The sequence below is a fragment of the Streptantibioticus ferralitis genome (genome assembly GCF_029223525.1).
Taxonomy (GTDB): Bacteria; Actinomycetota; Actinomycetes; order Streptomycetales; family Streptomycetaceae; genus Streptantibioticus_A; species Streptantibioticus_A ferralitis.
Map to the genome: position 1 here is coordinate 1 of NZ_JARHTQ010000056.1, position 26,815 is coordinate 26,815.

Genomic DNA, 26,815 nt, shown 5'->3' on the forward strand with positions numbered 1-26,815 from the left:
CGCGCGGCCGCGGCGCCCGCCACGCCTGGCTGTACCACCAGCGCCTGGCGATAATCGACAACGAGGAAGGAATCGGAACCCATGACAGCGAACCGCAGGTATGACAGCACTGTGGCTTGCTCATCTCGACCGAGCTCGCGTAATCAAGGCGAAATCCGGCCCCGTGCAGACGGGGGATGCGATGCCGGCCGGGAACGCCGACATGGCCAAGCGTTGGCTGGATTCGATTCCTTACCTTGCGATGTCAGTGTGGCGCATGATCCCCTTGCGGTTCCTGTCGTGGTGTCGCTGAACGCCATGAGCTGAATTTAGGGGGGACTGAATGAAGCTGCCAGGATCTTCTTGGCATAGGCGCAGCATTGCTGCCTTAGTCTTTCTTGCCGCATTTCCGCTGGCCACCGCAACGCTTGCCAGTGCGTCAAACCCGAGCGGTAAACATGTCGGCGGCACCGCTCCGCGAGGGGTGAGCTCCGCCGACATCCAGATCATGAACAGGCAGGAAGTTCTCGACAAGATCGCCGGTCGGTTGACCAACGGACTCTCCGAGTTCGACCGGGCGAAGATCTCGGGTTTCACCGAAGTCGAGGTCGACCCCGTGCACAACCGAATCCATCTTCACTGGAAGGGTGCGGTTCCGAAGACGGCCAGCGACATCCTGCACCGGCTCCCTGAGGGTGTGACGGCGGACGTCGTTCCTGCCGAGTACTCCAAGGCGGAGTTGCACGCCGCCAGGAACAGGCTTATGCACAACGGGTCTCCGGCGGTCATCCCGTCCCGGCTCACCTCGGTGCCGAGCCGCATCACCAGCATCGCGCCGGCCGTCGACGGAAGTGGCCTGGAGATCGGCTACGACGAGGGTGTGGCCAAGGCGAAGCAGGCTCTCGCCGGTCCGTTGGCCAAGCCGACACGGCAGGCCAAGACACTGGAAGTCAAGACGGCGACGGAACGACTGACAGGCATCGACACCCGTGTTTCCTATCAGCCCGTGAGCCCGGCCTCCGCTGCCGCTCATCCGGCTGCCAAGCCGACCGCGCACGCGTCCCCTCTGACGTCCGGGAATACGCGACAGTTCGACAACTCCCCCTGGTATGGCGGCGCTGGAATGCGCACTCCCGGGGGTGGCATCTGCTCCAGTGGCTTCGGCGTCACCAGCAACGCGGACGGGACGAAACTGCTCACCGCGGCCGCCCACTGCGACGGAACCGGTTGGCAGTGGAACACCTGGGCCGGCGACCCGTCGAACTACATCGGACAATCCAATGGGTTGGCGATTCACACCATAGACACCGTCGGGATCCTTCCTGACAGCGGGGCCACCGGCGGGTATGTGTATGACGGTGCGTCGGACGACCCCACCGGCTACAGCAAGCCCGTGACGGGATGGGGACACAACTTCGTCGGCGACTACCTCTGCTCTTCCGGGGCGAACTCGGGAGCGCACTGCAATATTGTGGTCCAGCAGACCGACATCTCCGAAACCGGCCCCGATGGCTACACACGCCCCATCGTGGATCTGGCCACCCAGACGGACACCTGGGCCACGCATATCGCCTCCGCTGACGGAGACAGCGGCGGACCGGTCTTCGCGGGAATCAACGACTACACGGCCGACGAGGCGCGGGGCACCATCAGCATGAACAAGTACGAGATGGACTCCTGTCCCGCGAATATCGTTCTCCAGGACACGAGCAAGGCATGCTACGGCGGCCTCTACTTCGTGCCGATCTACCAGACCTTGACCGAGATGAACTGGAGCATCAATACCGGATGATCCGCGCCATGACGCGGTTGGCGCGGCTGTCACAGCGTGATGTGCGACCGCGCTCTCGCCGCTCCCGGGCGGGCTGCCTTCAATTGTCTGACGGGGGCCCGCCCTCGGCCGATTGCCGCGTCGGCATCTCGGTACGCTGTTCCACCGGAGCGGGCCTTCGCAGCACGCGCACCTCACGGTGGGACCGAAGCACGACGGCCACCTCTTGGAGGGGACTTGAGCTCATCCATCGCGAAGCTACGGCCCCCGTGGCGGCGCGCGACGCGCATCACTCTGATCGTTGCGAGTGCCGCGGCCGCCGTGTCCCTGGCCGTGACAGCGGCCCGGACATCCCAGCCCCACGGGCACCGCTACGAAAGCGAGGCCACCGGCGAGGTACTGCTCGGCGCCGACGGCCGCACGCTCACCATCGGGGCGTGGTGGGACGACTGCGAAAAGCAACCGAAGCTCGAGGCGCACGAGTCCGCGCAGGGTGTCACCCTCTCACTGCACCGAGAGGACGATTCACGCCCGAATACCGTATGCGGCAACGCCGGCGCCAAACAGCTGACCACCACCATCGCCACGCCGCTGGGTTCCCGCCCGCTCACCGACGCAGTCAGCCACCATGCCATCGCGTACTTCGACGCACGTCGGCTCGCCATCCCCCATTACCTCCCGGCGGGATTCACCCCTACCGACCTCATCGCGTTCTCCAATCCCCAGGGCGACGCGATCCCGCGGCCGTACGCCAAGCCCCCGACCCCGGCCTGGGAACGCTCCTACCTGCGCGAACCCCACCACGGTATCCTCACGATCACCCAGATCACCGGGAAGGCCGCCGACGCCGCCGGCACACCGATCACGCTCCACGGGCGCCAGGGCCGCCTCCGCGAAGGGCCACGCTGGGACAACGCGTCCTTCCGGTCCCTGACCTGGTTCGACGGCACCTATACCTTCAACATCCTCAGCGACGACGCACAGAACGTCCTGTCGGCGGATGAGCTCATGAAGATAGCGAACGCGCTCGGGTAGCGAGACCCGGCCGCGATCAGACCGGGAACGGGAGCTTGGCGATGGCCTCGGCGGCGCGGTAGCCGTCGGGGATGCCCGCCGCGAGGATGATGTCCCGGAGCGCTGCGGGGCGGGGTCGATGCCGGCGGCGTGCAGGATCTCCCAGACCGTGGACGGGGCGATCGGGTAGCCAAGGCGTGCAAGTTCGCCCGTCGGTGGCCCCAGGTGCTGTTCTCCCGGGCAATGCGCAGGATGAGTTGCTTGACGGTGGGGGCGGTGGAGGGCCTGTCAGGGCATCGACCCTGGGCGAACGTCCACTTGTGCGCAATGAGTTGACGGTGCCAGCGCAGTTGCGTGAGTAACCGGGAAGACCTGGCGCCAGCGGTCGCGAGGGATCAGCCGGGAGAGTGCGGCGAGCCAGATCCGGTCGGCCGGCTCGTACCGGCCCCGGGTGATCTGACGGCGTAGGACCGCGTTCTCATGTCGTGGCGCCAACACGTCCGTATCTTTGGCCATGCGGCTGCGCAGCACAGCAGCGGGCAGCATGACCAGATTACGGACCAGCGCGGAGACCACCGACAGCGACATCCGCAGATCGTCGCAGGCCAGTCGGGGCCGCGTCGCCAGGATCAGTAAACGTGCAGGCCGCAGCCCCGAATCGTATTTTCGAGCGGGACAGGATGCGGCGATAGCTCCAGCCGGGATTCTCCCGGGCGAGGCGTAGAACCAACAGGGGTATGGAGTGCACCGTCCGCGGCCTTCCCTAGCGCTTCGGCCGAGACTCCTCGGCGTGGCGGCGCGCGACCGGATCACGGTGCCACCGCAGCACCGTGTCCGGCCGCACCAACAGCCGCACCCGGCGCAGCGCCTGCGTCGGCAGCCGGTGCAGGGGCTGCCAGGAAAGCGCGATCACCGGGGGCGAACCGCACTCGCTGGCTTTCGAACCCGGCGTCGATGTCGGGAGCCATCGCCACGAGCAGCATGCGGACTTCGATGCTGACACTCAGTTGCGCATCCGGCGGAAGGCCAACCGGGTGCGTTCGTATGTGCGTCGGGCCTTCCCGGCTGTTCCAGCGCGTTGCGGTGCGATGGGTTGGACGCCGAGTATGGCCAGGGCTTCATCGTTGGCCGCGGTCCCGGAGCCGCGTTGGGAGCGGCCGTTCTCGGTGGGCGGCCTGCGCCCACGAGGGCACCTGCCAGACCCGAGACGGCAACGACCCATACAGCTGCATCCCACGGGAGTATTCGGTCGAGAAACCGGCTTCCCACCCTTGAAGTCGGCGATCCGGTATCGCCGACCGCCCAGGGATGGCCCAGCCCCTGTACGAATGCTCTATCTGGGCGACCTGAACTGCCGTCAGGTGAGGACGCCCAGCCGGTAGCGGTAGTAGGTCCCAACTCCTCGGCGCGTCCGTCCGGAGAGCGCCACACGGCCGGTGTTCGACATGCCCCGTATGGGATCCGGGAACCGTGAGTCCGGCCACAGCATGCCCGATCCGTCCCATCTTGATTATTCGAACAGATATCGGCCGGGCTAAACTCGTTCGGCTTTTCGTGCTTCGGCCTGACATGTAGCGCCTCACGCGGCGCACGTGACCACTCCCAAGGGCCCGGCATTGCTCGGGAGCGGGGAATTACGAAGGGACGAGGAGAGGCATGTCTGTCATCACCGGGAGTCATCCGGTACGGGATCCCGAACGCGACCTCACGGCGGACGAGGCCGTGCGACGGCTCGCGTTGTTCCCTGGGCGTCCAGCTCCGGCTGCCCGGACGCTGGTCGACGTACTGGACGCCACCGTAGCCGCCCACCCGAACGAGCCAGCTCTGGACGACGGGCATGCGGTGCTCACCTACCGTGCGCTCGCCGCTGAGGTGGCGGCCGAGCGGCGCCGTCTGTCCGCGGCCGGGATCGGTGTGGGCGACCGCGTCGGCATCCGGGTCCCGTCGGGCACCAACGACCTCTACATCTGCATCCTGGCCGTGCTCGCTGCGGGCGCCGCATACGTTCCGGTGGACGCCGAGGACCCGGACGAGCGCGCGGAGTTGGTCTTCGGGGAGGCCGCGGTGAGCGGCGTCCTGGGCGCCGGCCGTAGCCTCACGCTGAGCGAGGGCCGCCGCACCGACAGCAAGACCGGTCGCCCCGGGCCCGGCGACGACGCCTGGATCATCTTCACCTCCGGCTCCACCGGTAAGCCGAAGGGCGTAGCTGTCACCCACCGCAACGCCGCCGCCTTCGTGGACGCCGAGGCCGCGCTCTTCCTCCAGGAGGAGCCGATCGGCCGCGGCGACCGGGTGATGGCCGGCCTGTCGGTGGCCTTCGACGCCTCCTGCGAGGAGATGTGGCTGGCCTGGAGGTACGGTGCTTGCCTGGTCCCGGTGCCCCGCTCCCAGGTGCGCAGCGGCGCCGACCTCGGCCCGTGGCTGGCCGAGCAGGAGATCACCGTGGTGTCCACGGTGCCCACGCTCGCCGCACTGTGGCCGGCCGAAGCGCTCAACGAGGTCCGGCTGCTGATCTTCGGCGGCGAGGCATGCCCGCCCGAGCTGGTGGACCGGCTGGTCACCGAGGGCCGGGAGGTATGGAACACCTATGGCCCGACCGAGGCCACCGTGGTCGCCTGCGCCTCGCTGCTGACCGGTGAGGGCCCGGTCCGCATCGGCCTGCCGCTGGACGGCTGGGAGTTGGCCGTGGTGGACGAGGCCGGCGACCCGGTCCCGATGGGTGGCAGCGGCCAACTGGTCATCGGCGGTGTCGGCCTGGCCCGGTATCTGGACCCCGAGAAGGACGCCGAGAAGTACGCGCCGCTGACCTCGCTCGGCTGGGGACGCGCCTACCGCAGCGGCGACTTGGTGCAGGCCGAGCCAGCAGGGCTGCTCTTCCTGGGGCGAGCCGACGAGCAGATCAAGCTCGGCGGCCGGCGGATCGAGCTCGGCGAGGTGGACGCGGCGCTGCAGGCACTGCCCGGCGTCGTCGGCGCGGCCGCCGGCGTACGGACCTCCAAGGGCGGCAACCAGCTGCTGGTCGGCTACCTGGTCACCACGGGCGGCTGGGACCGGGAGCAGGCCGTCGAGCGACTGCGCGCCGAACTGCCCGCCGCACTGGTACCGTTGCTCGCCCCGGTCGACTCGCTGCCCACCCGCACCTCCGGCAAGGTGGACCGCAACGCGCTGCCGTGGCCGCTGCCCGAGCTGGAGAGCGCCGGACCGGCCGAGCAGCTCTACGGCACCGAGGCGTGGCTGGCCGAGCAGTGGAGCGAGATCCTCGGCGTGCCGGTCACCGGCGCAGACGATGACTTCTTCGCCATCGGCGGCGGCAGCCTCGCCGCCGCCCGGCTCACCACACTGCTGCGCGAGCGCTACCCGGCGGTCGCGGTGCGCGACATCTACCAGCAGCCCACGCTGCGCAAGCTGGCCCGGCTGCTGGAGCGTTCCGCGCAGGCCGACGGCAGACAGCGCACGGTGACCCCGGTACCGACCCGGGCCAAGATCATTCAGCTGCTCCTGCTGCTGCCGCTGGTCACCCTGGTCGGGCTGCGATGGACGGTCGCGCTGCTGGCGCTCGGCAACGTCCTGGCCTGGTTCGGAGGCTACCCGTGGGCACCGACCGCCTCATGGTGGCTGGTCGCCGCCGGTGGCCTGCTCCTCTTCAGCCCACCGGGCCGGCTGGCCATCGCGGCCTGCGGTGCCCGGCTGCTGCTGCGCGGTGTGCGCCCGGGCAGCCATCCGCGCGGCGGCAGTGTGCATCTGCGGCTGTGGGCCGCGGAACGGCTCGCCGAGCTGAGCGGTGCCACCGCGCTGTCCGGCCCGTGGCTGGTGCGCTACGGCCGGGCGCTGGGCGCCAAGATCGGCCCCGAGGTCGACCTGCACTCGCTGCCCCCGGTCACCGGGATGCTCAAGCTGGGCCGCGGTTGTGCGGTCGAGGCCGAGGTGGACCTGTCCGGCTACTGGCTGGATGGCGACCGGCTGGAGATCGGTCCGGTGAAGGTCGGCTCCGGCGCGGTCGTCGGCACCCGCAGCATCCTGTTTCCCGGCGCCCGGGTGGGCAAGCGGGCCCAGGTCATCGCCGGCTCCGGCATCGGGGGACACGTGCCGACCGGCCAGCGCTGGGGCGGCGCACCCGCCGTCAAACTGGGCAAGGCGGACCGCAGCAGGCACAAGCAACGTCCGCCGCGCCGAGCCTGGTGGGCCGCGCTCTACGGAGCGAGCGGCGCCGGGCTGAGCCTGCTGCCCGTGCTCCCAGGGCTCGCCGCCCTCGCGGTACTGGGCTGCTTCGTGCCCGCCTCCGCAGACCTCGGCGCCGCGGCGCGCGCCGCGCTCGTCGCCCTGGTACCGGCCACGCTCGCCTTCGGGCTGGCGTACGCGACCTTGCTGGTGATCGCCGTCCGGCTGCTCAGCTTCGGCCTGCGACCCGGTTGGCACCCGCTGCACGGCAGGATCGGCTGGCAGGCATGGACGGTCAGCCAGTTGATGGACGTGGCCCGCGAGACGCTCTTCCCGCTCTACGCGGGTCTGATCACCCCGATTTGGCTGCGGGCGCTGGGTATGAAGGTCGGCAGCCGGGCCGAGGTCTCCACCGTGCTCGCGCTGCCCAGCCTGACCACGGTCGGCGACGGTGCGTTCCTCGCCGACGACACCCTGATCGCCCCTTACCAGCTGGGCGGTGGATGGCTGCGGATCGGCGAGGCCGAGATCGGCGAACGGGCCTTCCTCGGCAACTCCGGCATGACCGCGCCGGGACGTGCCGTCCCCGATCGCGGTCTGGTGGGTGTGCTGTCGGCCACCCCGAAGAACGCGAAGAAGGGCAGCTCCTACCTGGGCATGCCGCCGATCCGGCTGCCGCGCTCGGCCGACAGCGGCGACCAGAGCCTGACGTACGACCCGCCGGCCCGGCTGCTGTGGGCGCGCGGCCTCGTCGAGCTGTGCCGGCTGCTGCCGGTGCTGGCCTCCGGCGGCCTTTGCGTGCTGAGCCTGGCCGCCCTGGCCTGGCTGGCCGGGACCGCTTCCCCGCTGGCGGCGGCGGCCCTCTCCGGAGTGGTGCTGCTGGCCTCCGGCGGCATCGGCTGCCTGGTGTCGATCGCCGCGAAATGGCTGCTGGTCGGCAGGTTCCGTGCGGTCGAACGCCCGCTGTGGAGTGGCTTCGTATGGCGTAACGAACTGGCCGACACCTTCGTCGAAGTACTGGCGGTGCCGTGGCTGATCGGTTGGGTGCCGGGTACGCCGGTGATGAACCTCTGGCTGCGTGGCCTGGGCGCCACGGTCGGCCGGGGCGTGTGGTGCGAGAGCTACTGGCTGCCGGAGGCGGACCTGGTCACCCTGGAGGACGGGGTGAGCGTCAACCGGGGCTGTGTGGTGCAGACTCACCTCTTCCACGACCGGATCATGCGGATGGATAGTGTGATCCTGCGCGAGGGTGCGACGCTCGGCCCAGGCGGAGTCGTACTGCCCGGCAGCACCATCGGGGCCCGCAGCACGCTCGGGCCGGCCTCGCTGGTGATGCGCGCGGAGGCCGTGCCGGAGGACACGCGGTGGCTGGGCAACCCGATCGAGGCGTGGCAGCCGTCGGCATGAGGCACGGTGTGGCGTCGCACCGCACGGTGGCACGAGGTACAGGAACAGACAGCGGATCGCAGGGGAGCGTACGAACGGTGAGGCCCAAGCAGGCGCCCGCCCACGAGGCGGACCCCTATTTCCCGACCCACGGGGACGCCCGCTATCGGGTCCACCGCTATGAACTCGCCCTGGACTACCGGCCGGTGCCCAACCGGCTCGGCGGCACCGCTCGGCTCAGCGCGCTCGCGGGCAGCGAGCCGCTGCGTGAGTTCGCCCTCGACCTGGCCGACTTCAAGATCGGCCGGCTGCTGGTGGACGGCCGCGCCGCACACTACACACACCGGGCCGGCAAGCTGCGGGTCCGCCCGGCGAAGGCGGTCGCCGCGGACGCGGCCTTCACCGTCGAGGTGCACTACACCGGCAACCCCAAACCGGTGCGCAGCCAATGGGGCGGGCTCGGTTGGGAGGAGCTGACCGACGGCGCGCTGGTGGCGAGCCAGCCGATCGGCGCGCCGTCCTGGTACCCCTGCAACGACCGGCCGGCCGACAAGGCGTCGTACCAGATATCCATCACCACGCCGTCCCCCTACACGGTAATCGTCGGCGGCAAGCTGCTCACCCGCACCACCCGGGCGAGCAGCACCACATGGGTGTACGAGCAGGCCGCTCCCACCTCCAGCTACCTGGTGACGGTCTCGATCGGCCAGTACGAGACCGTACGGCTCACCGACCCGGCCTCAGCGTCCGGGCCGACCCGCTCCACGCCCCTGCTCTCCGTACCGCAGGCCGCCTACCTGCCGGCCCGGCTGCTGCCGCAGTTCACCGCGGACTTCGGCCGCCAGGACGCGATGATGCGGTACTTCGAGGAACTGTTCGGGCCCTACCCGTTCGACGAGTACGCGGTGGTCGTCGCCGACGAAGAACTCGACGTCCCCGTCGAGGCCCAGGGCATGGCCACTTTCGGCACCAACCATGTGGACGGCGAGGGCACTTCGGAGCGCCTCGTCGCCCACGAACTCGCCCATCAATGGTTCGGCAACAGCGTCTCGATCGCCGACTGGCGGCACATCTGGCTCAATGAGGGCTTCGCCAAGTATGCGGAGTGGCTGTGGTCGGATCACGCGGGAGGGCGTACCGCCGCCGGGCACGCCGCCGCCGCGCACGCCCTGCTTGCCGGTCTGCCGCAGGATCTGCGGCTGGCCGACCCGGGCAAGAAGCTGATGTTCGACGACCGGTTGTACCAGCGCGGCGGCCTCGCGGTCCACGCGGTGCGCTGCGCCCTCGGCGACAAGGACTTCTTCCGGATGCTCAGGGACTGGATCGCGATACACCGCCACGGCGTGGTCACCTCCAGCGACTTCACCGCGCACGCGCAGCACTACACTGCGGGGTCGCTCGACGGCATCTTCGACGCGTGGCTGCGCCGGACCGCTCTGCCTCCACTGCCGGTCAACCGGTAGCCAAGACAACGTTGCGCCGAGCGCGACCTCTCCTCTGCGGGCGCCGATAAATCATCCGTGCTGGTCAAGTGACGTGTCCGTAGTTCTGCTGCCACTTAGCTCATCTAATCGACTGCAGGAGGGCGTCGGCGAGGCTGATGGACAGGGTCCGCGGTGGGTTGAGTGGGGGAGCGGCATTTGGCGCTTGACGAGTGATCTCTACGGCGCTGTAGGGCGCTTGACATCGCTTGAGGTGCGAAGGATGCTCAATACATAAGGAACCAGGAGGATTTGCCGCGCGACTGGAGGTCAGGGGGTCGCAGGTTCAAATCCTGTCGTCCCGACGGTGCGAAGGGTCTTCGCAGGTGAGAGCCTGCGAGGGCCCTTTTCTCGTGTTCCAGGTTCCGCCGTCGAGGTCAAGCATGCCGCCCAGCGACACCTTGACTCGGAGGCAGACACACATGCCGCTGCTGGACCTGGACAAGATCACATCCGGCCTGTCGAAGACGTGGGCTGGATTCCTGCGCGACTGGGACCGCTCCCTGCGATCGGGGAACTACCCTGTGGGGCTCAAGAACACGAATCGTCGTCTGGCGTTGAAGTCTTTCGCCGTGAGGAACCGGGAGTCCAGGTCCCAGAACGGCGGTTCGGCCTCCTCTGGGATCATGTTTCGTGATCCTGTCCACGGTGTACACCGTCACGCGCGGTCTGCTGTCGCTGCCCGCGTTGCTTCTGCGGCGTGACATGTCCAAGGACGTCGAGGTGCTGGTGCTGCGGCACGAGAACGCGGTCCTGCGCCGACACGTCCCGCGCGTGCGCTACGAACCAGCCGACCGGCTATGGTTCGCCGCGCTCTCGCACCTGATACCGCGCCGCCGCTGGCCTGTGGGGCTCGAATAATCATCGCCGCTGGTCAAGCGGCGCATCGATACTCGCTGATCACGCCGCTTAGGACACGCGTGCGCAGGACTGTACGGCTGGCCGATGCATGGACCGGAGGCGGATGTTCCTGTATGCACTCCGTGGCTGCGCGCCCACCGGCCGACTTCGCGGTGGCGAGCTGAGTGCGGCGCAGCCCAACAGGAGGTAGAGCGGCCGACGTTGATCAGTCTGCCACCCCGGTAGCCCGGTTCCGGTCTTGGGCCTGTCGAGTCGGCTTCAGCAAGGATGACGCCAGCGCCGTCGTGAACATCGAGGACCGCTCACCGCAGTAGCGTGTCTTCACCCGGAGAATGATGGCCGCCTGGTCGGCGGGGGACACGGACTTTGGTGCTTGGTACGGGAGTAGCTTGCGGTAGCGGGGCGAAGCCGCAATTCGTCGGCTCCTCAGCGGGTTGGTCAGTAGTGTCTGACGCATGGTGAAGTCACGTTGGGCGGCGCGCTGTGTCGTGCCGCTGCTGGCGGTAGTCGCGGGTGTGGGTTCGTTGTCTGGGTACGCTGCGGCGGTGCCGTCCGCCGGGCCGTCCACGCCGTCGTTCGTGGTGGCCGCGCCGAAGTGGACTAAGTGTGCCGATGCAGGGCCGGGGGCGAGCCCTGCGCAGTGCGCGGACATCCGGGTGCCGCTGTCGTGGGCCCGTCCGCATGGGCCGACCATTTCCCTGCATCTGTCGCGGCTGGCAGCTCTGGATGCAAAGCATCGGCTGGGGGCGTTGCTGTTCAACCCGGGAGGTCCTGGCGGGGCGGGTGCCGAGGTGGTCTCCGAGAAGGGACGGACGCTGATGCCCGCCGAACTGCAGCGGCGCTTCGACATCATCGGCTTCGACCCGCGCGGGGTGGGGGAAAGTACCGCAGTGGCGTGCACCGGTGCGGCGCTGTCACCGAAGGTTTCGGTCTTCCCTGACTCGAAGACGCAGTTCGCGGCCGTCCAGCGGCAGAGCGCGGCCTACGGCGCCTCCTGCATCAAGCATTCGGCGCCCAGCCTGGTCGCCAACGTCGACACCGTCAGCGCGGCCCGTGACATGGATGTGATCCGTGCCGCGCTCGGACAGCGGAAGATCAGCTACCTGGGCGTGTCGTACGGTACGTTCCTGGGCCAGACTTATGCCCGCCTGTTCCCGCACCGGGTCCAGACGATGGTGCTCGACGGTGCGATGGACCACGCCGTCACCCCGGCTACCTTCCTGGACGAGGAGGCGTCATCTCTGTCGGAGGTGTTCGGCCGGTTCGCCCGGTGGTGCACCGCGTCGAGGTCGTGTGCGCTGCACGGCCAGGACGTGACCGCGATCTGGGACGGGCTGCTGGCCCGCGCGGCCCGCACGCCGATCCCTGCTCCGCACGCCAGGGGCGGTGCGACGACGGTGAACGCCGACGCGATCCGGATGGTACTGCCGAACCTGCTGCTGTTCGGGCCGACTAGTTCGGTGCTTCCCTCCAGCTGGCCGGAGTTGGGCACCGCGATCGTCCAAGCATGGGCCGGCGATGCCTCGTTGATGGCCGACAACTCCGACGTCGGGCAGCCTCAGGACGCCTATGCGGCAGTGGGCTGCATGGACTTCCCGCCGCAGTTGCGTGGTTACGCCGACGCCGCCTCGCGGTTGAAGCAGGCCCGCGCCCTGTCCCCGCACACCGGCGCTGCCTCCGAGGCCTGGCTGATGACGGACCTGTGCGCGGGCTGGCCGCTGCCACCCACCGATCCATGGGGGGCGCAGAAGATCACTGGTACCCCTCCGATCCTGGTGGCCAGCACGCGGTACGACCCGTCCACGCCGCTGGCATGGGCGCAGGGCCTGCACCGCGAGATCAATGGCAGCGCCCTACTCGTCGCCGACGTCACAGGACACACGGCCTACTTCAACTCCGGGTGCGCCCGTACCGCGGAGACGACCTACCTCATCACCGGCAAGCTGCCCGTATCCGACCGCTGTGGCGCCTGACCGACGCCCATATGCCTAAACAATGGGCCGTGCCCTCTTCCGGCGACGCCATACTCCAGCTCCGCGCCACCCGTACGCGCCCGGAGCTGCTCTACGCGCCCTACCGCGAATCCGTGGCCGCGCTGCTGGAGCAGGCGGCCGCCGTCTGTCGCATGGCGGCGCTGTAGGTGCCGATAGATACCTCCCGCAGGTCAGGCGGTCATGTGCGTGGGTGGAGGAGGGGGTGAAAGTCGAGCGTGGGCGAAGGGGGCGGCGATGCGTGAGCGCTTGACGGCTGATCTGTTTGGCGGCATACGGATCTTGAGGGAGGTTCAGGGCGTGTAATCAGTCCCATCGCCCGGTGCAGCTTCCCTGAAGGGTGCAGTAAAGCGATGTACGGGCCCCGGTAACGGGATGTGGCTGCGTACAAGTGCAGTAAGGGCGGCTACGGTACGAAATGGAATGACCGCATAGAGTTGCGACGCGACTGGGAGTCAAGGGGTCGCAGGTTCAAATCCTGTCGTCCCGACTTGCGAAACCGCAGGTCGAAGGCCGTTTCCGTGAGTAGCGGAAGCGGCCTTTGTCGTTTTTGCGGTGGGAGCGGATGGGGAGCCCTCTGGGAGCGCTCTTGCTCCCAGCCTCAAGTGGTGTCAATCGGGGGCGATTTGGCCGTCGCCCGATCGGGTCGATGGCGATAGGGCGCCGATGCGCGCGGTACGCAGCGCCTGCCTTGGCCATCGGACGACGCATGGGACGCGTCTGCGGGAACGCCTGTCAGGGGGCATGGCAGCCCGTCCATCATCGGGGTGGGCTTGGGGTGGACCTACAAAGTTGCCCCGCCCCGTGGCAGCGGCTCGTCAGGTCCTGACCGCCGCAGTGGAAGTCGAGAGGAGAGAAGACAGCGGCCGGTTGGGCAGGTCATGCTCGCCAGCGGTGTGAGCTCCGCCCGGGGCGCCGATGAGAGGTGTGATGGGCCATCAAGTCGGGTGCGGCTGGGCCTGTTGATGATTGGCAGCAGGTCCGAGTCCTGGGAGCGGCACTCCTCCCACTCTTGCTTCTTGTTGCGCAGGAACTGGTGCGGCGAGGTGGGCACCTCGGACGATCGTTCGGGACGCCGGTGGGAGCAGCCATCGGACGGTCGTTGGTTGTCGTCGTTGGTCAGCGTTGGGCACCGCCGGACGGCCCAGAGTCGGCCTTCGACGTCACGCTCGCCCACCCCCGATGCCTGAGCGCGAGCGGAAAAGGGCCGGGCCCGCGCCGCGGCAGTGCGGCACGGGCCCGGCCCTTGTGCGTCCGCGTGTCCGTCAGAACGCGCCGGTTCCGTTCGGCGTCCCGAGACCCGTCGGGCCGTCGTAGCCGCGGCCCGCGGTGCACAGGTAACTGCCGCTACACGACCCGTTGCTGCCCGACGTGACATCGTTGAGCGCGGAGGTGTGACTGTACGGGTAGGAGCCGTCGATGACCTGGGCGGTGTTCCCGGCCAGCGCGTAGACGCTCGCGATGATCGGCGACGCTGCGCTCGTACCGCCGACCTGGACCCATCCGTCCGCGCCCTGCGCCAGACCGAGTTGGAGCTCGATGTCGCAGAACGAGCCGCCGCCGCAGCTGTTGTACGTGTCGTAGACCGCGACCCCGGTGTTGGGATCGGCGACCGCCGACACGTCGGCGACGGTGCGCTCGCCGCACCCGGAGTCGTGCTGCCAGGAGGGCTTCGCCTCGTACGCCGAGCAGCCCGAGCCCGAGCCGCTCCACGCCGTCTCGCTCCAGCCGCGCGAGTTCGACGCCTTGCTCAGCGACGTGCCGCCCACCGCGGTGACGTACGGGGACGACGCCGGCCAGTAGACGCCGTAGCCGGAGTCACCGGAGCTCGCGGTGATCGCGACGCCGGGGTGGTTGAAGTGCGAGTCGTCCGAGGTGATGGTGGAGTCCTCGGAGCCGCCCCAGCTGTTGGAGACGGAGACGACGCCGGAGGTGGTGGCGGCCGTGTCCTCGGCCGTCATCAGGTCCGGTGTGTTCGCCGAGTTCGCCTCGACCAGCAGGATGTGGCAGCTCGGGCAGACGGCCGAGACCATGTCGAGGTCGAGGCTGATCTCCTCGGCCCATCCGGGGTCGCCGGACGGCAGCGGCGAGGCCTGGCCGTTCTGGTTCACCTTGTGGAAGCAGCCGTTGGATGTCGTGCACGACGGCAGTCCGTAGGCGCTGCGGTAGGCCGCCAGGTCCGACTCGGCGTTGGGGTCGTCCTGGGCGTCGACGATCGCCACCGTACGGCCGGAGCCGGACGTGCCGCCCAGGTTGTAGGCGGACCGCAGGTCCGACGGCACGTGTCCGACGGAGGTCGGTGAGCCGGTGGTGAAGGGGGATATGCGGCCCGTGGAGCTGTGCCGGGCCTTCAGGACGCCGAAACAGCGAGCCTGTCCCGGGGCGGCGGGACGGGCGCAGCCGAACTCCGAGGCGCTCGGGGCGGCGGAGGGGACTGCCGCCTGGGCCCCGGTGGCCAGGCCTGCGGTGAGGGCGGTGACGGCGAGGGTGAGCAGCGCGGTGACGGCCGTTGCTATCCGCCGGATCCGGCGTCTTGGACGATGGTGCGGGAGCACCGGGGATCCGGTGGGTATGCCGGATATTTTGCGGTTGCGCATCGAGCCTCCGTACGGTCTCAGGCGGTTCGCAAGGGCCTGATAACGAAGAGCAGTATGAATTGACGGCACGTCAGACGCCTGTGGCTCAGGTCACTGAGTGCCAAGTGCGGTTCACCATGCAGCCCCGCTCCCGTACTGGTCAAGATCATGCCAAGCGCAGATCTTGTGACGCTGTTGCGCAGACACGCCGCCGCCCGGACCGTGAGGGCCGGGCGGCGGGCCGCGCGGTGGATCAGCAGGCGCCGGATGGCGGCGATCCGGCGCCGCGCCGTGCCGAGGGGAGCGAGCATCTGCAGCCAGGCCGAGAGGTTGTTGGCCAGCAGCGCGCCCCACATCCACATGCAGTTGACCGCGTGGGAGGCGGAGGGCAGATGATTGAGTCCAGCACCGTGGGCGGCGTCCCGGAACAGCTCCTTGATCCGAGTGCGTCGGCGGAAGGCCCACTCCGCCTGCGCGATCTCCTCGTCCAGGTCCAACTCCTCGTTGGTGGCGAAGAAGGAGTAGGCGAAGACCTCGTCCACCTCGCCGCCCAGGGCGAGGGCGAGCCGGTCGGTACCCACGGTGCCCACGGTGCGCGCCCGCCGCGAACGCGCATCGGCGGAGATCTGTTCAACGTCGTAGCGCGCCCGCCGGGCCACCACGCGCGTGCCCCCCGGCCAGCCGGGCGGGACATAGTCGATCAACGCGACCTGTGCCCGGTCGTAGTCGCGTGCGTCGATCCAGTCGTCGTCGTGCACGCGCGCCACGGCCCGCCACAGCGGAGCGGTGCGCGGAACGGCGAGCCTGAACAGGCAATCGCGGGCGACGATCTTCTCGGCGACCTTGTGCGAGTAGTAGCCGGAGTCGCCCTGGAAGAGGATCTGTCCCTGCGCGCCGGCAGCGCGCACCGCGTCCACCGACCGGTCGACCTGGTTCAGCGAAACAGTGCGCCCATCGGACCGGCCGTCGCACAGATCGCCGACCAGCAGCACGTGAGCCTCGGCCCAGTGCGCAGCGTGCACCCGCCCGGCGACCTCCCCTTGTACGAGCGGATCACCTCTGGGAGCCGCAGGCGAAAAGGCGCGCAGAGATCCGGTGGTGATGGGGCTATGAAAGCCCCATCGCCTGCTGGACCCGCTGCCGGCCGCGAGCACCCCGCCCAGCGGGCGGCCCGCCGCCGGCCGAAGAGGGGTACACGGGACCCGCCCGGGTCGCCATTGCGGACATCTGGCGCGAGCCTGGAGCGGGAGCCTTCCTCGACAACGGCGGCACCGGGCGCGGTGATCCTCTCCCCTTGGACCACGACTCCGCTCGGGCAGTCCGGAACTCCGCATCTCGAATGGAGCACTCCGCATGAGTCAGCTACTTGATCTCGTTCTTGAGGCCCACGGCGGCCTCCGGCGTTGGAAGGAAGCAAGAAGCATCCACGCCAAGGGGACCATCGGCGGGCTCTTGTGGTCCCTTCACGGTCAGGAGGGAATCCTCACCCCCGCCGACATGACCGTCGACGTGCAGCAGGAGCGGCTGGTCTACGAGGGCTTCACCAGCCCGGGGCTGCGCGGCATCTTCACGCCCGACCGCGTCGCCGTGGAGCGGCCGGACGGCGAAGTCGTCCTCGAGCGGACCGCTCCCCGCGAAGCCTTCGCCGGGCTCGGCCTCGACAGCCCTTGGGACCAACTCCATGTGCTGTACTTCGCAGGCTACGCACTGTGGAACTACCTCACGGCCCCGTACCTGCTGACGCGCCCCGGCGTCGTGGTGGAGGAACTGGAACCCTGGCGGGAGGCCGATGAGGACTGGCGCCGGCTGCGGGCCACATTCCCCAAGAGCATCGCCACGCACGCCACGGAACAGGTCTTCTACTACAACGCCGCCGGGCTGCTGCGACGCCACGACTACGACGCCGAAGTACTGGGCAGCGGCCCTGCGGCGCATTACGCCGAGCAGCACAGAACATTCTCGGGGTTGGTCTTCCCCACCCACCGCTACGTCGTGCCGATCGGGGAAGACGGGCGTTCTGTGCCGGAACTGGTCCTGATCACCATCGACTTCGCGGAGATCTCCGTGACGTCGTGACGACGCGGTCCCCTTGCACACGCGCTCGTCCCGCCCACCCCCGGAGACGACCACCTCACCGGGCACCTGACCAGCACACCCATGCCGGCGTACGACCTCAACCATCTGGCCTGCCCCCAGCAACTGCGATGGGTGCAGATCTTGTGAGGGTGCCTCGTTGGGGTGTTTTCCCGGGCGTGCCGGTGTGGCTGACCTGGCGGACTTCCAGTGTCGTCGGTGTCGAGTCCGTCGTGGGGGCGGACGTTGGGCGAGGCGGGTGGTGTGGTGCCGTCGTTGTTCGAGGCGATCGAGGTCGGGGAGGCCGTAGCGCGAGGCGGGGCCGATCGGCTCCGCGAGTAGATCGCCGGGCTGGCCAAGGAGTTGTCCCGGCTGGAGGGGGTGTTGTCGCGGCTGCGGATCAAGCGGGAGACGGTGGACGACGTTCTACGGGTCGTCAATGGCCGTGGATGGCAAGGGTGTCTTGAAGGACACGGTTGCGGTGTTGCTGGCGGCTGGGCGGGCGTTGGCGATGCCCTGATGCCGCCTGCTCGTGAGTCCTGCCAGAGCGCCGAACCGGGTGACTCGGTCGACATCCCACGCACCATGGCACACCTGCTCTTACGAGGGCGGATGAGGCTATCGGCAAGGGCAGGCCAAGCGGAGCAATACAACCGATCACCATGCCTGTCGGCGCCGACCGCCGGCGGCATGGCAGCGCGATCCGCCCTCTCAGCTGTATGGATGGACCTTTCGGCATCCACAGAGCTGCGTCACGGCCCCGCTACAAGCCTTGTGCCCGGCTGACGAGCTTTTCAGACCCTCTAGCGGTCACAGGCGCAGCGACGCGGCGAGGTCGTCAAGGTCTCCCCAGTCCTCGTAGCGCAGGTGCAGGACGGAGGGAAGCAGTTCCCTGGCCGACCGGTGCACTTCCTCCTCCGGCGCTGTGAGGTCGAGGGCTTGGCGTAGGGCATCCACGGCGATGTGAGCGGCGGTTCGTCCGCCGCCGTCTGGTTCCTCCTCCCGTTGCGCTTGATACAGCGCCCAGGCGTGGATGCCCAGGCTCAGTTGCCGCCCGGCCAGGTACGGGTCCGTGACCGCGGTGGCGGCCACCGCGTCGAGGCCGAGGACGACGGCCCTGCCGATCAGGTCGGGACGCTCTGTCCGCCCGTACAGGTGGGCGCACGCGCGGGCGCTGTTGGAGAGCACCCGGCCTCGGTCGCTGTCGCCCGGCGAGATGGTGGGGGCGGCGAGTTCCCCGAGCCGGACGGCCTCCGCGGCGTCCTCGTCGCCTCCCAGGCGCCGCGAACGCATGACGAGGCAGAGGCTGAGGTCGGAAAGGAGACTGGGACGGTCGGGAGACGTCGGGGAGATCCGGTCGAGGCCGGTCGTGGCCAGCGCGATCGCCTCGTTCAGTGGCTGGATGTCGCCGCTTCCCACGTAGTTGGTCCGGTACGCGGTTGCCAGTTCGGCGAGGATCCGGCTGTGGTCGGGGTCGTCGGCGGGAATACCCCGCAGGGCGCAGTGCACCAAGTCCACCGCCAGGGAGGGGGGAAGGCCCTGTATCTCGCCGCGGAAGGCCCGCAGTCCGAGGTACGCCCAGCCGTGCGGACCCCCGAAAATCCACACCGCGAACGGGCCTAGCTCGTCCGGAAGGGCGGCGGGATCAGCGACCGCGAGCCGACGCAGGAGGACGAGCGCGCTGCTGAGATAGCGCCGGGCGGACTCGGCGGGCGCGGCCTGGTACTGGTACCAGAGCAGCCAGGCGCACGCCGTGACGGCAGCCTTGAGCATTTGCCGATCCGTCTCCGACCCGAGTAACGAGAGCAGCGTCTCGACCTCCTTCTCGGAGCGCGGATCCAGCAGCGCGGCCGGGTCTCGCCGGGCAAGGTAGGTGTCGAGCCGGCGCCGCACCGCGGCCAACGAGTTCCGGAGCGTGTCGGATGGTGGCGTCATGATGTGAAGGTGGGGTTGGAGGCCGACAGGCCTCGGACGAGGTAGGTGCTGAGCAGCGCCCCGCACTGCCGCTCCTGTTCGGGGTTTTGCGGCAGTGGCCAGCGCAAGTGCGTGTACAACTCTGTGCGGTGGAGGTCGAAGGCGGCGCTGACCAGGTCGGCGTGGACCGCGGCTCTGGCCGGGACCCATAGCAGGCCGGCGGCGAGCGCGACAGTCAGGGCGGCGGCCGCTGCCCACACGGTCCACACGCCGTAGGCCAGGGAGAACACACCCCAGATGACGGCGGATACGGCTCGGTCGAGTGCCCCTCGGCTGTTGGTGATCTCCTGACGGGTGGTCTCCGGGAGTAGGAGCCACAGGTGGGGCCATACGGAGACCGCGTCGAGGCCGTAGCGGTCGTGGGGGCGGGCTTCCGCGGCCCGCAGGATGTTGCCCACACGGGTCGGCTGGTGGCGGCCCATTCCGGGCAGTCGGCTCGCGGCGCGGGTGAGGCGCACGTGCTCGGCGCGCTGCTGGGAGGTGGGCCTGCCCTGCTCGACTGCTTCGGCGACGCTGCGAAAGTCCTTCAGGAGCTGGCGTTCGCGCTGCGCGAAGCGCTCGGCCAAGTGGTCGCGGACGCGGCCGCAGGCCTTGGGCCAGTAGCCCTCCAGCAGCCGGAGGACTGGGAGAGTGAGGCGTTCGACGACGAGGCCGAGGGTGGCCGTGACGACGACCAGGATTGCCAGCGCGAGTAGTTGACCGCCTGCCGGGTGAGCCGCGAAGGCGTCCAGCTTCCGGGTCAGCGCGCGCAGCCCACCGTGGCGCAGCGCCCAGGCAAGTACACCGCCGGTCTCGAAGATCAGTGCCGCCCCGCAGATCGACATCCACCGGTCGGTCAGTTTGCCGCCGAGCGAGTTCCAGAACGAGTCCATGGAATGTGGCCGTCCGCGCCCGGGTCAGAATCGCACGAGCGGTTCGAAGTGCCCTGGGGTCGGGCACTCCGCTATCGGTTCCCCTACAGACATCCGATACCACTCGTAGTCTTCCTGCGGGCAGCGGAACCGCTCGCTGGCCACCGGTTCTCCCCCCGGACTTGGAAGTTCCTGGTACCCGCGCTCGTGCGCCTCGGTGAGTTCCGGCGGCAGCAGCCGTGGGTCCTCGAGCACCGCGGCGGCCCATCGGTGGACGGCCGGCGAACGGCTGAGGACGGCCATGAGCGCGCGTGTGGTCTCGTCGTCCTGGCCCCGGGGTTCGCGGGATGAGTTCAGAAGGTCGGCGAGCTCACGGTCGTAGCGCTCGGCGTCGTCACCCACCAGCTGGGGCAGGTAGGAGCGGACCAGGCCGGCCACCCGCCGGACCTTATGATCTGTCATGTACCCAATGATGGCAGGGAGTTGGCGTTGATCGGGCATGCCGCCGTCCCTACACCGGTTCGGGAGGATCTCATGGCTGCGGACCGGCCCTGGCGCGATCTTCCGGTCGACGCCCTGCTCGCATACGGGGCGGCTGCGGAGTCTCGGGGTAAGCGCCTGGGAACCTCCGCCGACCTCGCGGCCGCCATTGATGCGTACACCCACCTCAAGTCGTCAGGTGCGTTGCCCGTCGAAAGCTGGCCCGCGCTCGCCGACTGCCACCGGGTGCTCGGGAAGCTGACCGGTGGCCGGCACCATCTGGACTCGGCCGTGGCGCTGGCCGAGGAGTTGCTGAGCGTACCGGCCGACGAATGGACGGGCCGCGACGAGTGGCGGCAGTATCTGCTCGCGCTGACGCTCCGCTCCCGGTACGAGGTGTACGACGAGGCCGCCGACCTTGAGCGCTCCCTGCGCATCACCGAAGAGCTCGTACGAAGTCCGCACCCGTGGGCCGATCCTGGGGATTGGGCCATGGCGGCCAACGTCGCCGCCAACAACTACCAAAGTCGTTTCCTGCGTGGAAGCCGGACCGCGGACCTCGAAGCAGCCGTGTCGCTCAGACGCCGTGCCATCAAGCGGCTCCAGAGCGCCGAGCCCCTGGAACCGGGGTACAGGCTCGCAGGACTGACCCACGGCCTCGGCGCCGACCTGCTCACCCTGCACGAACACCGAGGCGACTCCAGCCTCCTGACGGAGGCCCTCCAAGCCCTGCGCTTCGCGGTGGCGAACATGCCGCGTCAGGACCCCTCCTGGCTGGGTTTGTGCTCCACCCTCGGGCACGCCCTGCTGCGGAACGCGAAGGTCCGCCTCGAGGAGGACAGCACCCCGCAGGGACGTGCCGCGGCGACGCCGCTCATCGACGAGGTGGTGGAGTTGTTCGACGTCGCACTGCCGCCCGAGCGGCGCGGTTCCGCGCTCGCCAGGATCCGCGCGCTCAGCCTCGCGGAGGCACTGCTCGTGCGTCATCAGGCCAGTCAGCAACTGGAAGACCTCGACCGGGCGCTGACCGTGACGCGACGCGGCTTGGACGGCGCCGCTGGCAGTCGGCTCGACGCCGACCTGCTCCTTCGCATGGCCGAGGCGTATCGGCTGCGCAACGAGGCCACCGGAGCGCAGAGCGATCTGGAGCACGCCGTCGCGGCCTACCGGGAGTGCTGCTCCTGGCCCGACTCCGCAAACGCCGCCCGTGACGCCCACCAGTGGGGCAGCTGGGCGATGAGCCGCGGAGCCTGGAGCGAAGCAGCGGAAGCGTACGGGCACGCGCTGCTCGCTCTGCGCGTCCGGCATGAGCGGCAGCAACGCCCCCGCCACAAAGAAGAGTGGCTGCGCGACAGCCAGTTCGTCCCCGCCCGGGCGGCCTACGCCATGGTGCGCAACGGGCAGCCCGAGCGGGCCGCTGCCGCCGCCGAGCAAGGACGGGCGCTACTGCTCGCCGAGGCCCTCCAGCGCGAGACCGCCGACCTGGCGGCCCTCCGGCGGCAGGGACTCGCGGCACTCGCCGAGCGTTTCGAAGCCGCGCGCGACCGGCTCGCCGCCTTCCGCGACGGGCCGGGCGAGGACCCTGACGCCGAAGCCGAGGCCGCGACCGCTCTCGACGCCGCCGTCAGCGCCATCCGGAACGCAGGGCACGAGGACTTCCTGCTGCTGCCCGGCACGGCACCCGTGCGCGACTCGGCATCGAAGGCATCGTTGGTCTACCTCTTCGCAGCCGAGCCCGGCGGGGCAGCCGTGATCGTCCCCCCGGGCGACGCACCGATCCGCTCCGTCCTGCTGGACGGCGCCGACCTGCGTACGGCGACGGAGAAGGCCAACACCCACCTCGTCGTTCACCAGAACCGCAGGCCGGGGCCGGCATGGGAGCAGCACCTGGACGACCTCACCCGCTGGTGCTGGACCTACGTCATGGGACCTGTGCTGAAGGAACTGCCGCCTGTTCAGCCGTATGTGCTGATCCCGAGCGGTCCCCTGGCCTTCCTCCCCCTGCACGCCGCCTGGGAGCCGGCCCGGGACAGTCCTACCGGCCGCCGCTACGCCCTCGACGTGGTGTCGCTGAGCTACGCGCCGAGCGCCACCGTGCTCCGTGCGGCCACCAGGAAGGCCGCCGCCGGGCACACCGCACGGCCGGACTCCGGGACGCTTGCCGGCCGCCACCCGGTCCCTCTCCCAGCGGTGGGCGTACACGATCCCGCCGACGGCCAGCTGCGGCTCCCGTTCGCCGAGCTCGAGATCGACGCCATGATCTCGGTCCTGGGGCCGCACGGCGTCCGCCTCTGGGGGCAGGAGGCGACGAGGGACGCGGTTCTCGACCAACTGTCCCGAGCAGGGACCGTCCACTTCGCCTGCCATGGCACAGCCCACCTGCACGACCCGCTGTCGAGCTGTCTCTTCCTGACGGACGGACCCCTGACCGTACGGGAGATCAGGGGCCGCCGCGGCGCTTCCTCCCGCTTGGCCGTCCTGTCCGGCTGCGAGACGGGCCTGGTGGGGACGGCTCTGCCGGACGAAGCCGTCGGTCTGCCCGCCGCCTGCATCGAGGCCGGCTTCAGTGCGGTGATCGCGAGCCTGTGGTCCGTCCACGACATCGCCACCGCCTTGCTGATGGCGCGGTTCTACCAACTGTGCGGCCATGAGGGGCTGTTGCCGCCCGAGGCCCTCCGGCAAGCCCAGCGATGGGTGAGGGATGCCACCAACGCGGAGAAGGCGGAGGCCGTGCCGTCCTACGGTCGAAGCGCGGAGGGCATGTCGCCGGTGGAGCGCGAGTTCTGGGGGTCGGCCAGAGCGCACGTTTCCCCCTACTACTGGGCAGCCTTCACCTACACGGGCGCCGGTCTTGACGGCGACGGTACTTCACCGGCGCACGTGCGGGGATGATCCCGACATGGGCGGTTGGGATGCCCGGCCAGGGCCGACTGGCGAGATCGGGTCCGTTCGGAAAGTCGCTATAACCGACACTTCACCTCCGTGGACTCACCGCGCGTCCAGGCCGCCAGGTGGCGACACACTGAGATCGGAGACCTTGCTCGACGTGGAGATTCAAGGCAGCTGCAGCGAGCAGTTCAGTGCAGTACGGGAGGTGTTCGCCGATTCCCTGCACAGTGGATCGGACATCGGTGCCTCGGTGGCGGTTTTCCTCGACGGCGAGCCCGTCGTCGATCTGTGGGGAGGGTACGCCGACCAGGCCCGTACTCAACCATGGCAGCGGGACACCATCACCAACGTTTGGTCTACCACGAAGACGATGACCGCGCTGTGTGCTGTGGTCCTCGCCGACCGTGGCGAACTCGATCTCTTCGCGCCGGTCGCGAAATACTGGCCCGAGTTCGCTACCGCGGGGAAGGATCGCATCGAGGTCCGACACTTGCTTAGCCACACCGCTGGTCTTCCCGACTGGGACCAGCTGATGACGCTCGACGACTTGTGCGATTGGGAGAAGGCCACAACCCTGCTGGCTCGACAGCCACCCGGCTGGGAGCCCGGCACGGCGTCTGGTTACCACCGGTTCACGTATGGCTTCCTGATCGGCGAAGTCATCCGCCGCATCTGCCAGCTGTCCATCGGCACGTTCTTCGCTGACCAGATCGCCGCCCCACTGGGCGCCGACTTCCACATCGGCCTTGCAGCCGAGCACGATCACCGTGTCAGCGACGTCATCCCCGCCCTCGGCCCCGCCCCAGCCGCCAACCCACGGGTGACCATTCCGGTTGGCGCCTACGTGACCACCCAGGACACCTGGAGACTCCAGTGGCGCCGCGCAGAGATCCCCGCTGCGGCAGGATACGGAAACGCACGATCCGTGGCCGCCGTCCAATCAGTACTCGCCTGCGGAGGCCAGACACTCCAAGGGCGCCTACTTTCCGAAGCTACCTGCCGCACGGTGCTGGACGAACAGTCCCACGGCATCGATCTCGTACTCGGCATCCCCCTACGCTTCGGCATGGGCTACGCCCTCAACGCAAGCGACGGCCCGATCAGCACGACCAACCCCCATACCTGCTACTGGGGCGGAAGAGGCGGCTCACTGATCGTCAACGACCTCGGTGCCCGCATGACCGTCGCCTATGTAATGAACCAGATGACCAACCTCGGCCTCACCGACCCACGCGGCCAGAACCTCCTCCAAGCCGCCTACAAGGGCCTGACACTCCCTCGCTGCGCCTCCTGATCATAGGCGCACGATGACCAGGGCGGTGTCGTCGGTGACGCCGCCGGGCAGGAGCAAGTCGGAGAGCAGGGCGTCGGCGAGCGTTTCGGAGTCGGTTGCCTGGTGGCGAGTCAGGGAGTCGGCGAGCCGGGCGAGGCCGGTGCCGATGTCTTCGCGGCGGCGTTCGATGAGGCCGTCGGTGTACAGCGCGAGCATGGCGCCGTCGGTGAAGGGCACGGTGGCCTGGGGCCGGGGGCCGTGCTCGGGGCGGGCGCCGAGAGGGGGGTCGGTGGCCTGGTCCAGGAACTCGACGGTGCCGTCGATCTGCAGGAGGGCTGGCGGGGGATGGCCGGCGCTGCTGTAGGTGATGGTGTGGGTGTCCCAGTCGATGAACGTGTTGACCGCTGTGGTGTTCTCGGCGCCGTCGACGGAGCGGGCGTACAGTCCGAGGACTTCCAGGGTCCGGGCGGGGCCGCCGGCAGCGCGGGAGGCGGCGCTGAGCGCGCTGCGCAATTGCCCCATGACCTGGGCTGCAGGCAAGCCGTGCCCTACAACGTCGCCGACGGCGGCCGCGATGCGATCGCCGGGCAAGTCGACCAGGTCGTACCAGTCACCACACACGTTCAGCGCGTCGATGGCGGGCCGGTAGCGTACGGCTGCCGGGTGGCGCCCGACAGGGCGGGGAGCGGGCAGCATCGCCTCTTGCAAGCTCAGTGCGACTTCGCGGGCGCGGATGAGTTCGGTGACCTCCTCCAGCCGGTGCATCAGCAGTGCCATCCGCCCGTCGGAGTCGAAGACGGGAACGTTGATCATGCTCCAGTAGCGTTCGCCTCGTACCCCGGGCCGGTCGGGGTCCTCAATGTCGTAGCGCTGCAGCTCCATGGTGTCGGGCTCACCGCTTTCGGCCACCTGGTGCATTGACGCTTGGATGTTGCGCACTATGGCCGCGCCGGGGTCGTTCGGCATGTGGGCGTAGTCGTCGGGCAGGTAGCGGCCGATTACTTGCCCGCGGGTGCGGCCCAACGTGCGCAGGAACTCTTCGTTGACGTCTGCGTAGACCAGTTGCGGGGTGAGCAGCGCCATTGCACCGGGAAGGGCCTGGAACACCGCTCTGTAGTCGATCTCAGGTTCCATCATGTCTGTCTCGCCTCGCCGCCGCTGGTCTCTCATTTCACGATAGGCACGGCGAGCCAGGGCAGCGGTACTCCTGTCGCCGTGGAGCCGGGCAGGTCACAGGGGCAGCTCCCGGCGGCTGGCAGCGGTGCGGGGGAACTGGCTCTGCGGTCTCGGCAGGGCATCCGGGCCAGCCGGGAGCAACGGCTGACCGTGTGTCGGCCGATAAATACGTCCGCCCAGGTCAGGCGGTTATGTCGTGGACGAGGAGCGGGGGAGAGATGCGCGCTTGACGGCTGATCTGTTCGGCGGCGTACGGCTGCTGAGGAGGGTCGGAGGCGCGGAATGAGTCCCACCGCGCACTGCGGCGCCCTAAAGGGCACGGCAGCGCGAGGGACGGGCTCCGGAGACCAGAGGTGGCTGCGTTCAGGCACCGGAATGGCGACTACGGTATGAAATGGTGCTGTTACATGGGGTGGTCAACGTGCTGGGGGCAAGGGGTCGCAGGTTCAAATCCTGTCGTCCCAACCAGCGTTTTCGCAGGTCGGAGGCCGATTTCTCGATTCGAGATCGAGGAAGCGGCCTTATGGCTGTCCTGTGGGCTGGTGGTCGCAGTGTGGTCGCATCGGTTCCTTGGGGCGTGGCCGCGGTGGGCGAACTGATGTCCGCTGTGGGGGAGTAGAGGGTTTTGAACGGGTTGGGGAGCCGGGGTATGTGGTCTCGGCGTGGTCGCAGCCAGTTAGGCCAATGGTGTCGGCTGAGATCGAGGTCGGCAGTGGTCAGGGACTGATCGATGGCGTCGACGGCGTCGCGGGCTGCCTGTCGGCGTCGGGTGAATCGTGACCCAGTTTGACCGGGTGAAAGATGACCCACTTTGTGGCGGTTCAGTCGGTGTCGTTGTCGGTAGGGACGCGTCCGAGTTCACGTCCGCGCATGCGGTAGGAG

Annotated in this window: 17 protein-coding genes and 2 pseudogenes; 10 read left to right on the plus strand and 9 right to left on the minus strand. The window is 69.0% G+C overall.

Translation table 11 applies throughout. The features are described from left to right. Positions 1–322 precede the first annotated feature (322 nt). A complete protein-coding gene (locus tag P2L57_RS38380) occupies positions 323–1,771 on the plus strand; it encodes a chymotrypsin family serine protease (protein ID WP_275822940.1) in 1,449 nt (482 codons plus the stop codon). A 216-nt stretch (positions 1,772–1,987) separates the two neighbouring features. Next, positions 1,988–2,785, plus strand: a complete 798-nt coding sequence (locus tag P2L57_RS38385) for a hypothetical protein (RefSeq protein WP_275822969.1) — start codon at positions 1,988–1,990, stop codon at positions 2,783–2,785. A gap of 267 nt (positions 2,786–3,052) precedes the next feature. Here P2L57_RS38385 and P2L57_RS40490 read toward each other — a convergent pair whose 3' ends face one another. The 3 genes and pseudogenes from P2L57_RS40490 to P2L57_RS38400 all read right to left on the minus strand — a co-directional run. Then, on the minus strand, positions 3,053–3,352 hold the full coding sequence (locus P2L57_RS40490; RefSeq protein WP_308292564.1) for a hypothetical protein: 300 nt from the start codon (positions 3,350–3,352) through the stop codon (positions 3,053–3,055). A 91-nt stretch (positions 3,353–3,443) separates the two neighbouring features. Beyond that, positions 3,444–3,747 (minus strand): annotated as a pseudogene (locus P2L57_RS38395) (hypothetical protein); the annotation flags it as partial. A 23-nt stretch (positions 3,748–3,770) separates the two neighbouring features. Beyond that, positions 3,771–3,940, minus strand: a pseudogene (locus P2L57_RS38400) (ISNCY family transposase); the annotation flags it as partial. A 480-nt stretch (positions 3,941–4,420) separates the two neighbouring features. On the opposite strand from P2L57_RS38400, the gene P2L57_RS38405 reads away from it, so the two are divergent. The 5 genes from P2L57_RS38405 (at position 4,421) to P2L57_RS38425 (ending at position 12,790) form a co-directional block, all read left to right on the plus strand. After that, positions 4,421–8,329 carry a Pls/PosA family non-ribosomal peptide synthetase gene (locus P2L57_RS38405; RefSeq protein ID WP_275822942.1) on the plus strand — a complete coding sequence of 1,303 codons (3,909 nt, stop codon included), beginning with the start codon at positions 4,421–4,423 and terminating at the stop codon, positions 8,327–8,329. After that, a complete protein-coding gene (locus tag P2L57_RS38410) occupies positions 8,326–9,771 on the plus strand; it encodes a M1 family metallopeptidase (RefSeq protein ID WP_303657149.1) in 1,446 nt (481 codons plus the stop codon). The genes P2L57_RS38405 and P2L57_RS38410 overlap by 4 nt, the downstream gene beginning before the upstream one ends. Before the next feature lie 666 nt (positions 9,772–10,437). Further along, positions 10,438–10,650 (plus strand): hypothetical protein, encoded by a 213-nt coding sequence (locus P2L57_RS38415; protein ID WP_308292563.1) that lies wholly within the window; start codon positions 10,438–10,440, stop codon positions 10,648–10,650. 455 nt (positions 10,651–11,105) lie between these two features. After that, on the plus strand, positions 11,106–12,623 hold the full coding sequence (locus tag P2L57_RS38420; RefSeq protein ID WP_275822945.1) for an alpha/beta hydrolase: 1,518 nt from the start codon (positions 11,106–11,108) through the stop codon (positions 12,621–12,623). A gap of 29 nt (positions 12,624–12,652) precedes the next feature. After that, positions 12,653–12,790, plus strand: coding sequence for a hypothetical protein (locus P2L57_RS38425; RefSeq protein WP_275822947.1), 138 nt, complete (start codon positions 12,653–12,655; stop codon positions 12,788–12,790). Between the two features lie 1,116 nt (positions 12,791–13,906). Here the strand turns inward: P2L57_RS38425 and P2L57_RS38430 are convergent. Both P2L57_RS38430 and P2L57_RS38435 read right to left on the minus strand, forming a co-directional pair. Continuing rightward, on the minus strand, positions 13,907–15,238 hold the full coding sequence (locus P2L57_RS38430; protein WP_275822950.1) for a S53 family peptidase: 1,332 nt from the start codon (positions 15,236–15,238) through the stop codon (positions 13,907–13,909). A gap of 17 nt (positions 15,239–15,255) precedes the next feature. Beyond that, positions 15,256–16,239, minus strand: coding sequence for a hypothetical protein (locus tag P2L57_RS38435; protein WP_275822952.1), 984 nt, complete (start codon positions 16,237–16,239; stop codon positions 15,256–15,258). Positions 16,240–16,570: 331 nt separating this feature from the next. On the opposite strand from P2L57_RS38435, the gene P2L57_RS38440 reads away from it, so the two are divergent. Then, the gene (locus tag P2L57_RS38440) at positions 16,571–17,293 is read left to right on the plus strand and encodes a hypothetical protein (RefSeq protein ID WP_275822954.1); all 723 of its coding nucleotides are present in this window, start codon (positions 16,571–16,573) and stop codon (positions 17,291–17,293) included. Between the two features lie 807 nt (positions 17,294–18,100). On the opposite strand, the gene P2L57_RS38445 is transcribed toward P2L57_RS38440, so the two are convergent. The 3 genes from P2L57_RS38445 to P2L57_RS38455 are packed head-to-tail and all read right to left on the minus strand — an operon-like array spanning position 18,101 to position 20,577. Then, positions 18,101–19,225 (minus strand): hypothetical protein, encoded by a 1,125-nt coding sequence (locus P2L57_RS38445; RefSeq protein WP_275822956.1) that lies wholly within the window; start codon positions 19,223–19,225, stop codon positions 18,101–18,103. Beyond that, the gene (locus P2L57_RS38450; protein ID WP_275822959.1) at positions 19,222–20,136 is read right to left on the minus strand and encodes a hypothetical protein; all 915 of its coding nucleotides are present in this window, start codon (positions 20,134–20,136) and stop codon (positions 19,222–19,224) included. The genes P2L57_RS38445 and P2L57_RS38450 overlap by 4 nt, the downstream gene beginning before the upstream one ends. Before the next feature lie 24 nt (positions 20,137–20,160). Continuing rightward, positions 20,161–20,577: a hypothetical protein gene (locus P2L57_RS38455; RefSeq protein WP_275822961.1), complete on the minus strand. Its 417-nt coding sequence runs from the start codon at positions 20,575–20,577 to the stop codon at positions 20,161–20,163. Between the two features lie 72 nt (positions 20,578–20,649). Here P2L57_RS38455 and P2L57_RS38460 point away from each other — a divergent pair, with 72 nt between their 5' ends. Next, positions 20,650–23,487 carry a CHAT domain-containing protein gene (locus P2L57_RS38460; protein ID WP_275822963.1) on the plus strand — a complete coding sequence of 946 codons (2,838 nt, stop codon included), beginning with the start codon at positions 20,650–20,652 and terminating at the stop codon, positions 23,485–23,487. A 154-nt stretch (positions 23,488–23,641) separates the two neighbouring features. Then, complete coding sequence (locus tag P2L57_RS38465) at positions 23,642–24,778, plus strand: serine hydrolase domain-containing protein (RefSeq protein WP_275822965.1); 1,137 nt, start codon at positions 23,642–23,644, stop codon at positions 24,776–24,778. Here P2L57_RS38465 and P2L57_RS38470 read toward each other — a convergent pair whose 3' ends face one another. Further along, positions 24,779–25,894 (minus strand): PP2C family protein-serine/threonine phosphatase, encoded by a 1,116-nt coding sequence (locus tag P2L57_RS38470; RefSeq protein WP_275822967.1) that lies wholly within the window; start codon positions 25,892–25,894, stop codon positions 24,779–24,781. Positions 25,895–26,815 lie beyond the last annotated feature (921 nt).

Bases quoted from the DNA above. Each gene is read 5' to 3' on its own strand.
- P2L57_RS38445 (WP_275822956.1), bottom strand. From the start codon at position 19,225: ATGACGCCACCATCCGACACGCTCCGGAACTCGTTGGCCGCGGTGCGG.
- P2L57_RS38440 (WP_275822954.1), top strand. From the start codon at position 16,571: ATGAGTCAGCTACTTGATCTCGTTCTTGAGGCCCACGGCGGCCTCCGG.
- P2L57_RS38405 (WP_275822942.1), top strand. From the start codon at position 4,421: ATGTCTGTCATCACCGGGAGTCATCCGGTACGGGATCCCGAACGCGAC.
- P2L57_RS40490 (WP_308292564.1), bottom strand. From the start codon at position 3,352: ATGTCGCTGTCGGTGGTCTCCGCGCTGGTCCGTAATCTGGTCATGCTG.
- P2L57_RS38380 (WP_275822940.1), top strand. From the start codon at position 323: ATGAAGCTGCCAGGATCTTCTTGGCATAGGCGCAGCATTGCTGCCTTA.
- P2L57_RS38410 (WP_303657149.1), top strand. From the start codon at position 8,326: ATGAGGCACGGTGTGGCGTCGCACCGCACGGTGGCACGAGGTACAGGA.
- P2L57_RS38450 (WP_275822959.1), bottom strand. From the start codon at position 20,136: ATGGACTCGTTCTGGAACTCGCTCGGCGGCAAACTGACCGACCGGTGG.
- P2L57_RS38455 (WP_275822961.1), bottom strand. From the start codon at position 20,577: ATGACAGATCATAAGGTCCGGCGGGTGGCCGGCCTGGTCCGCTCCTAC.
- P2L57_RS38430 (WP_275822950.1), bottom strand. From the start codon at position 15,238: ATGCGCAACCGCAAAATATCCGGCATACCCACCGGATCCCCGGTGCTC.
- P2L57_RS38470 (WP_275822967.1), bottom strand. From the start codon at position 25,894: ATGATGGAACCTGAGATCGACTACAGAGCGGTGTTCCAGGCCCTTCCC.
- P2L57_RS38460 (WP_275822963.1), top strand. From the start codon at position 20,650: ATGGCTGCGGACCGGCCCTGGCGCGATCTTCCGGTCGACGCCCTGCTC.
- P2L57_RS38420 (WP_275822945.1), top strand. From the start codon at position 11,106: ATGGTGAAGTCACGTTGGGCGGCGCGCTGTGTCGTGCCGCTGCTGGCG.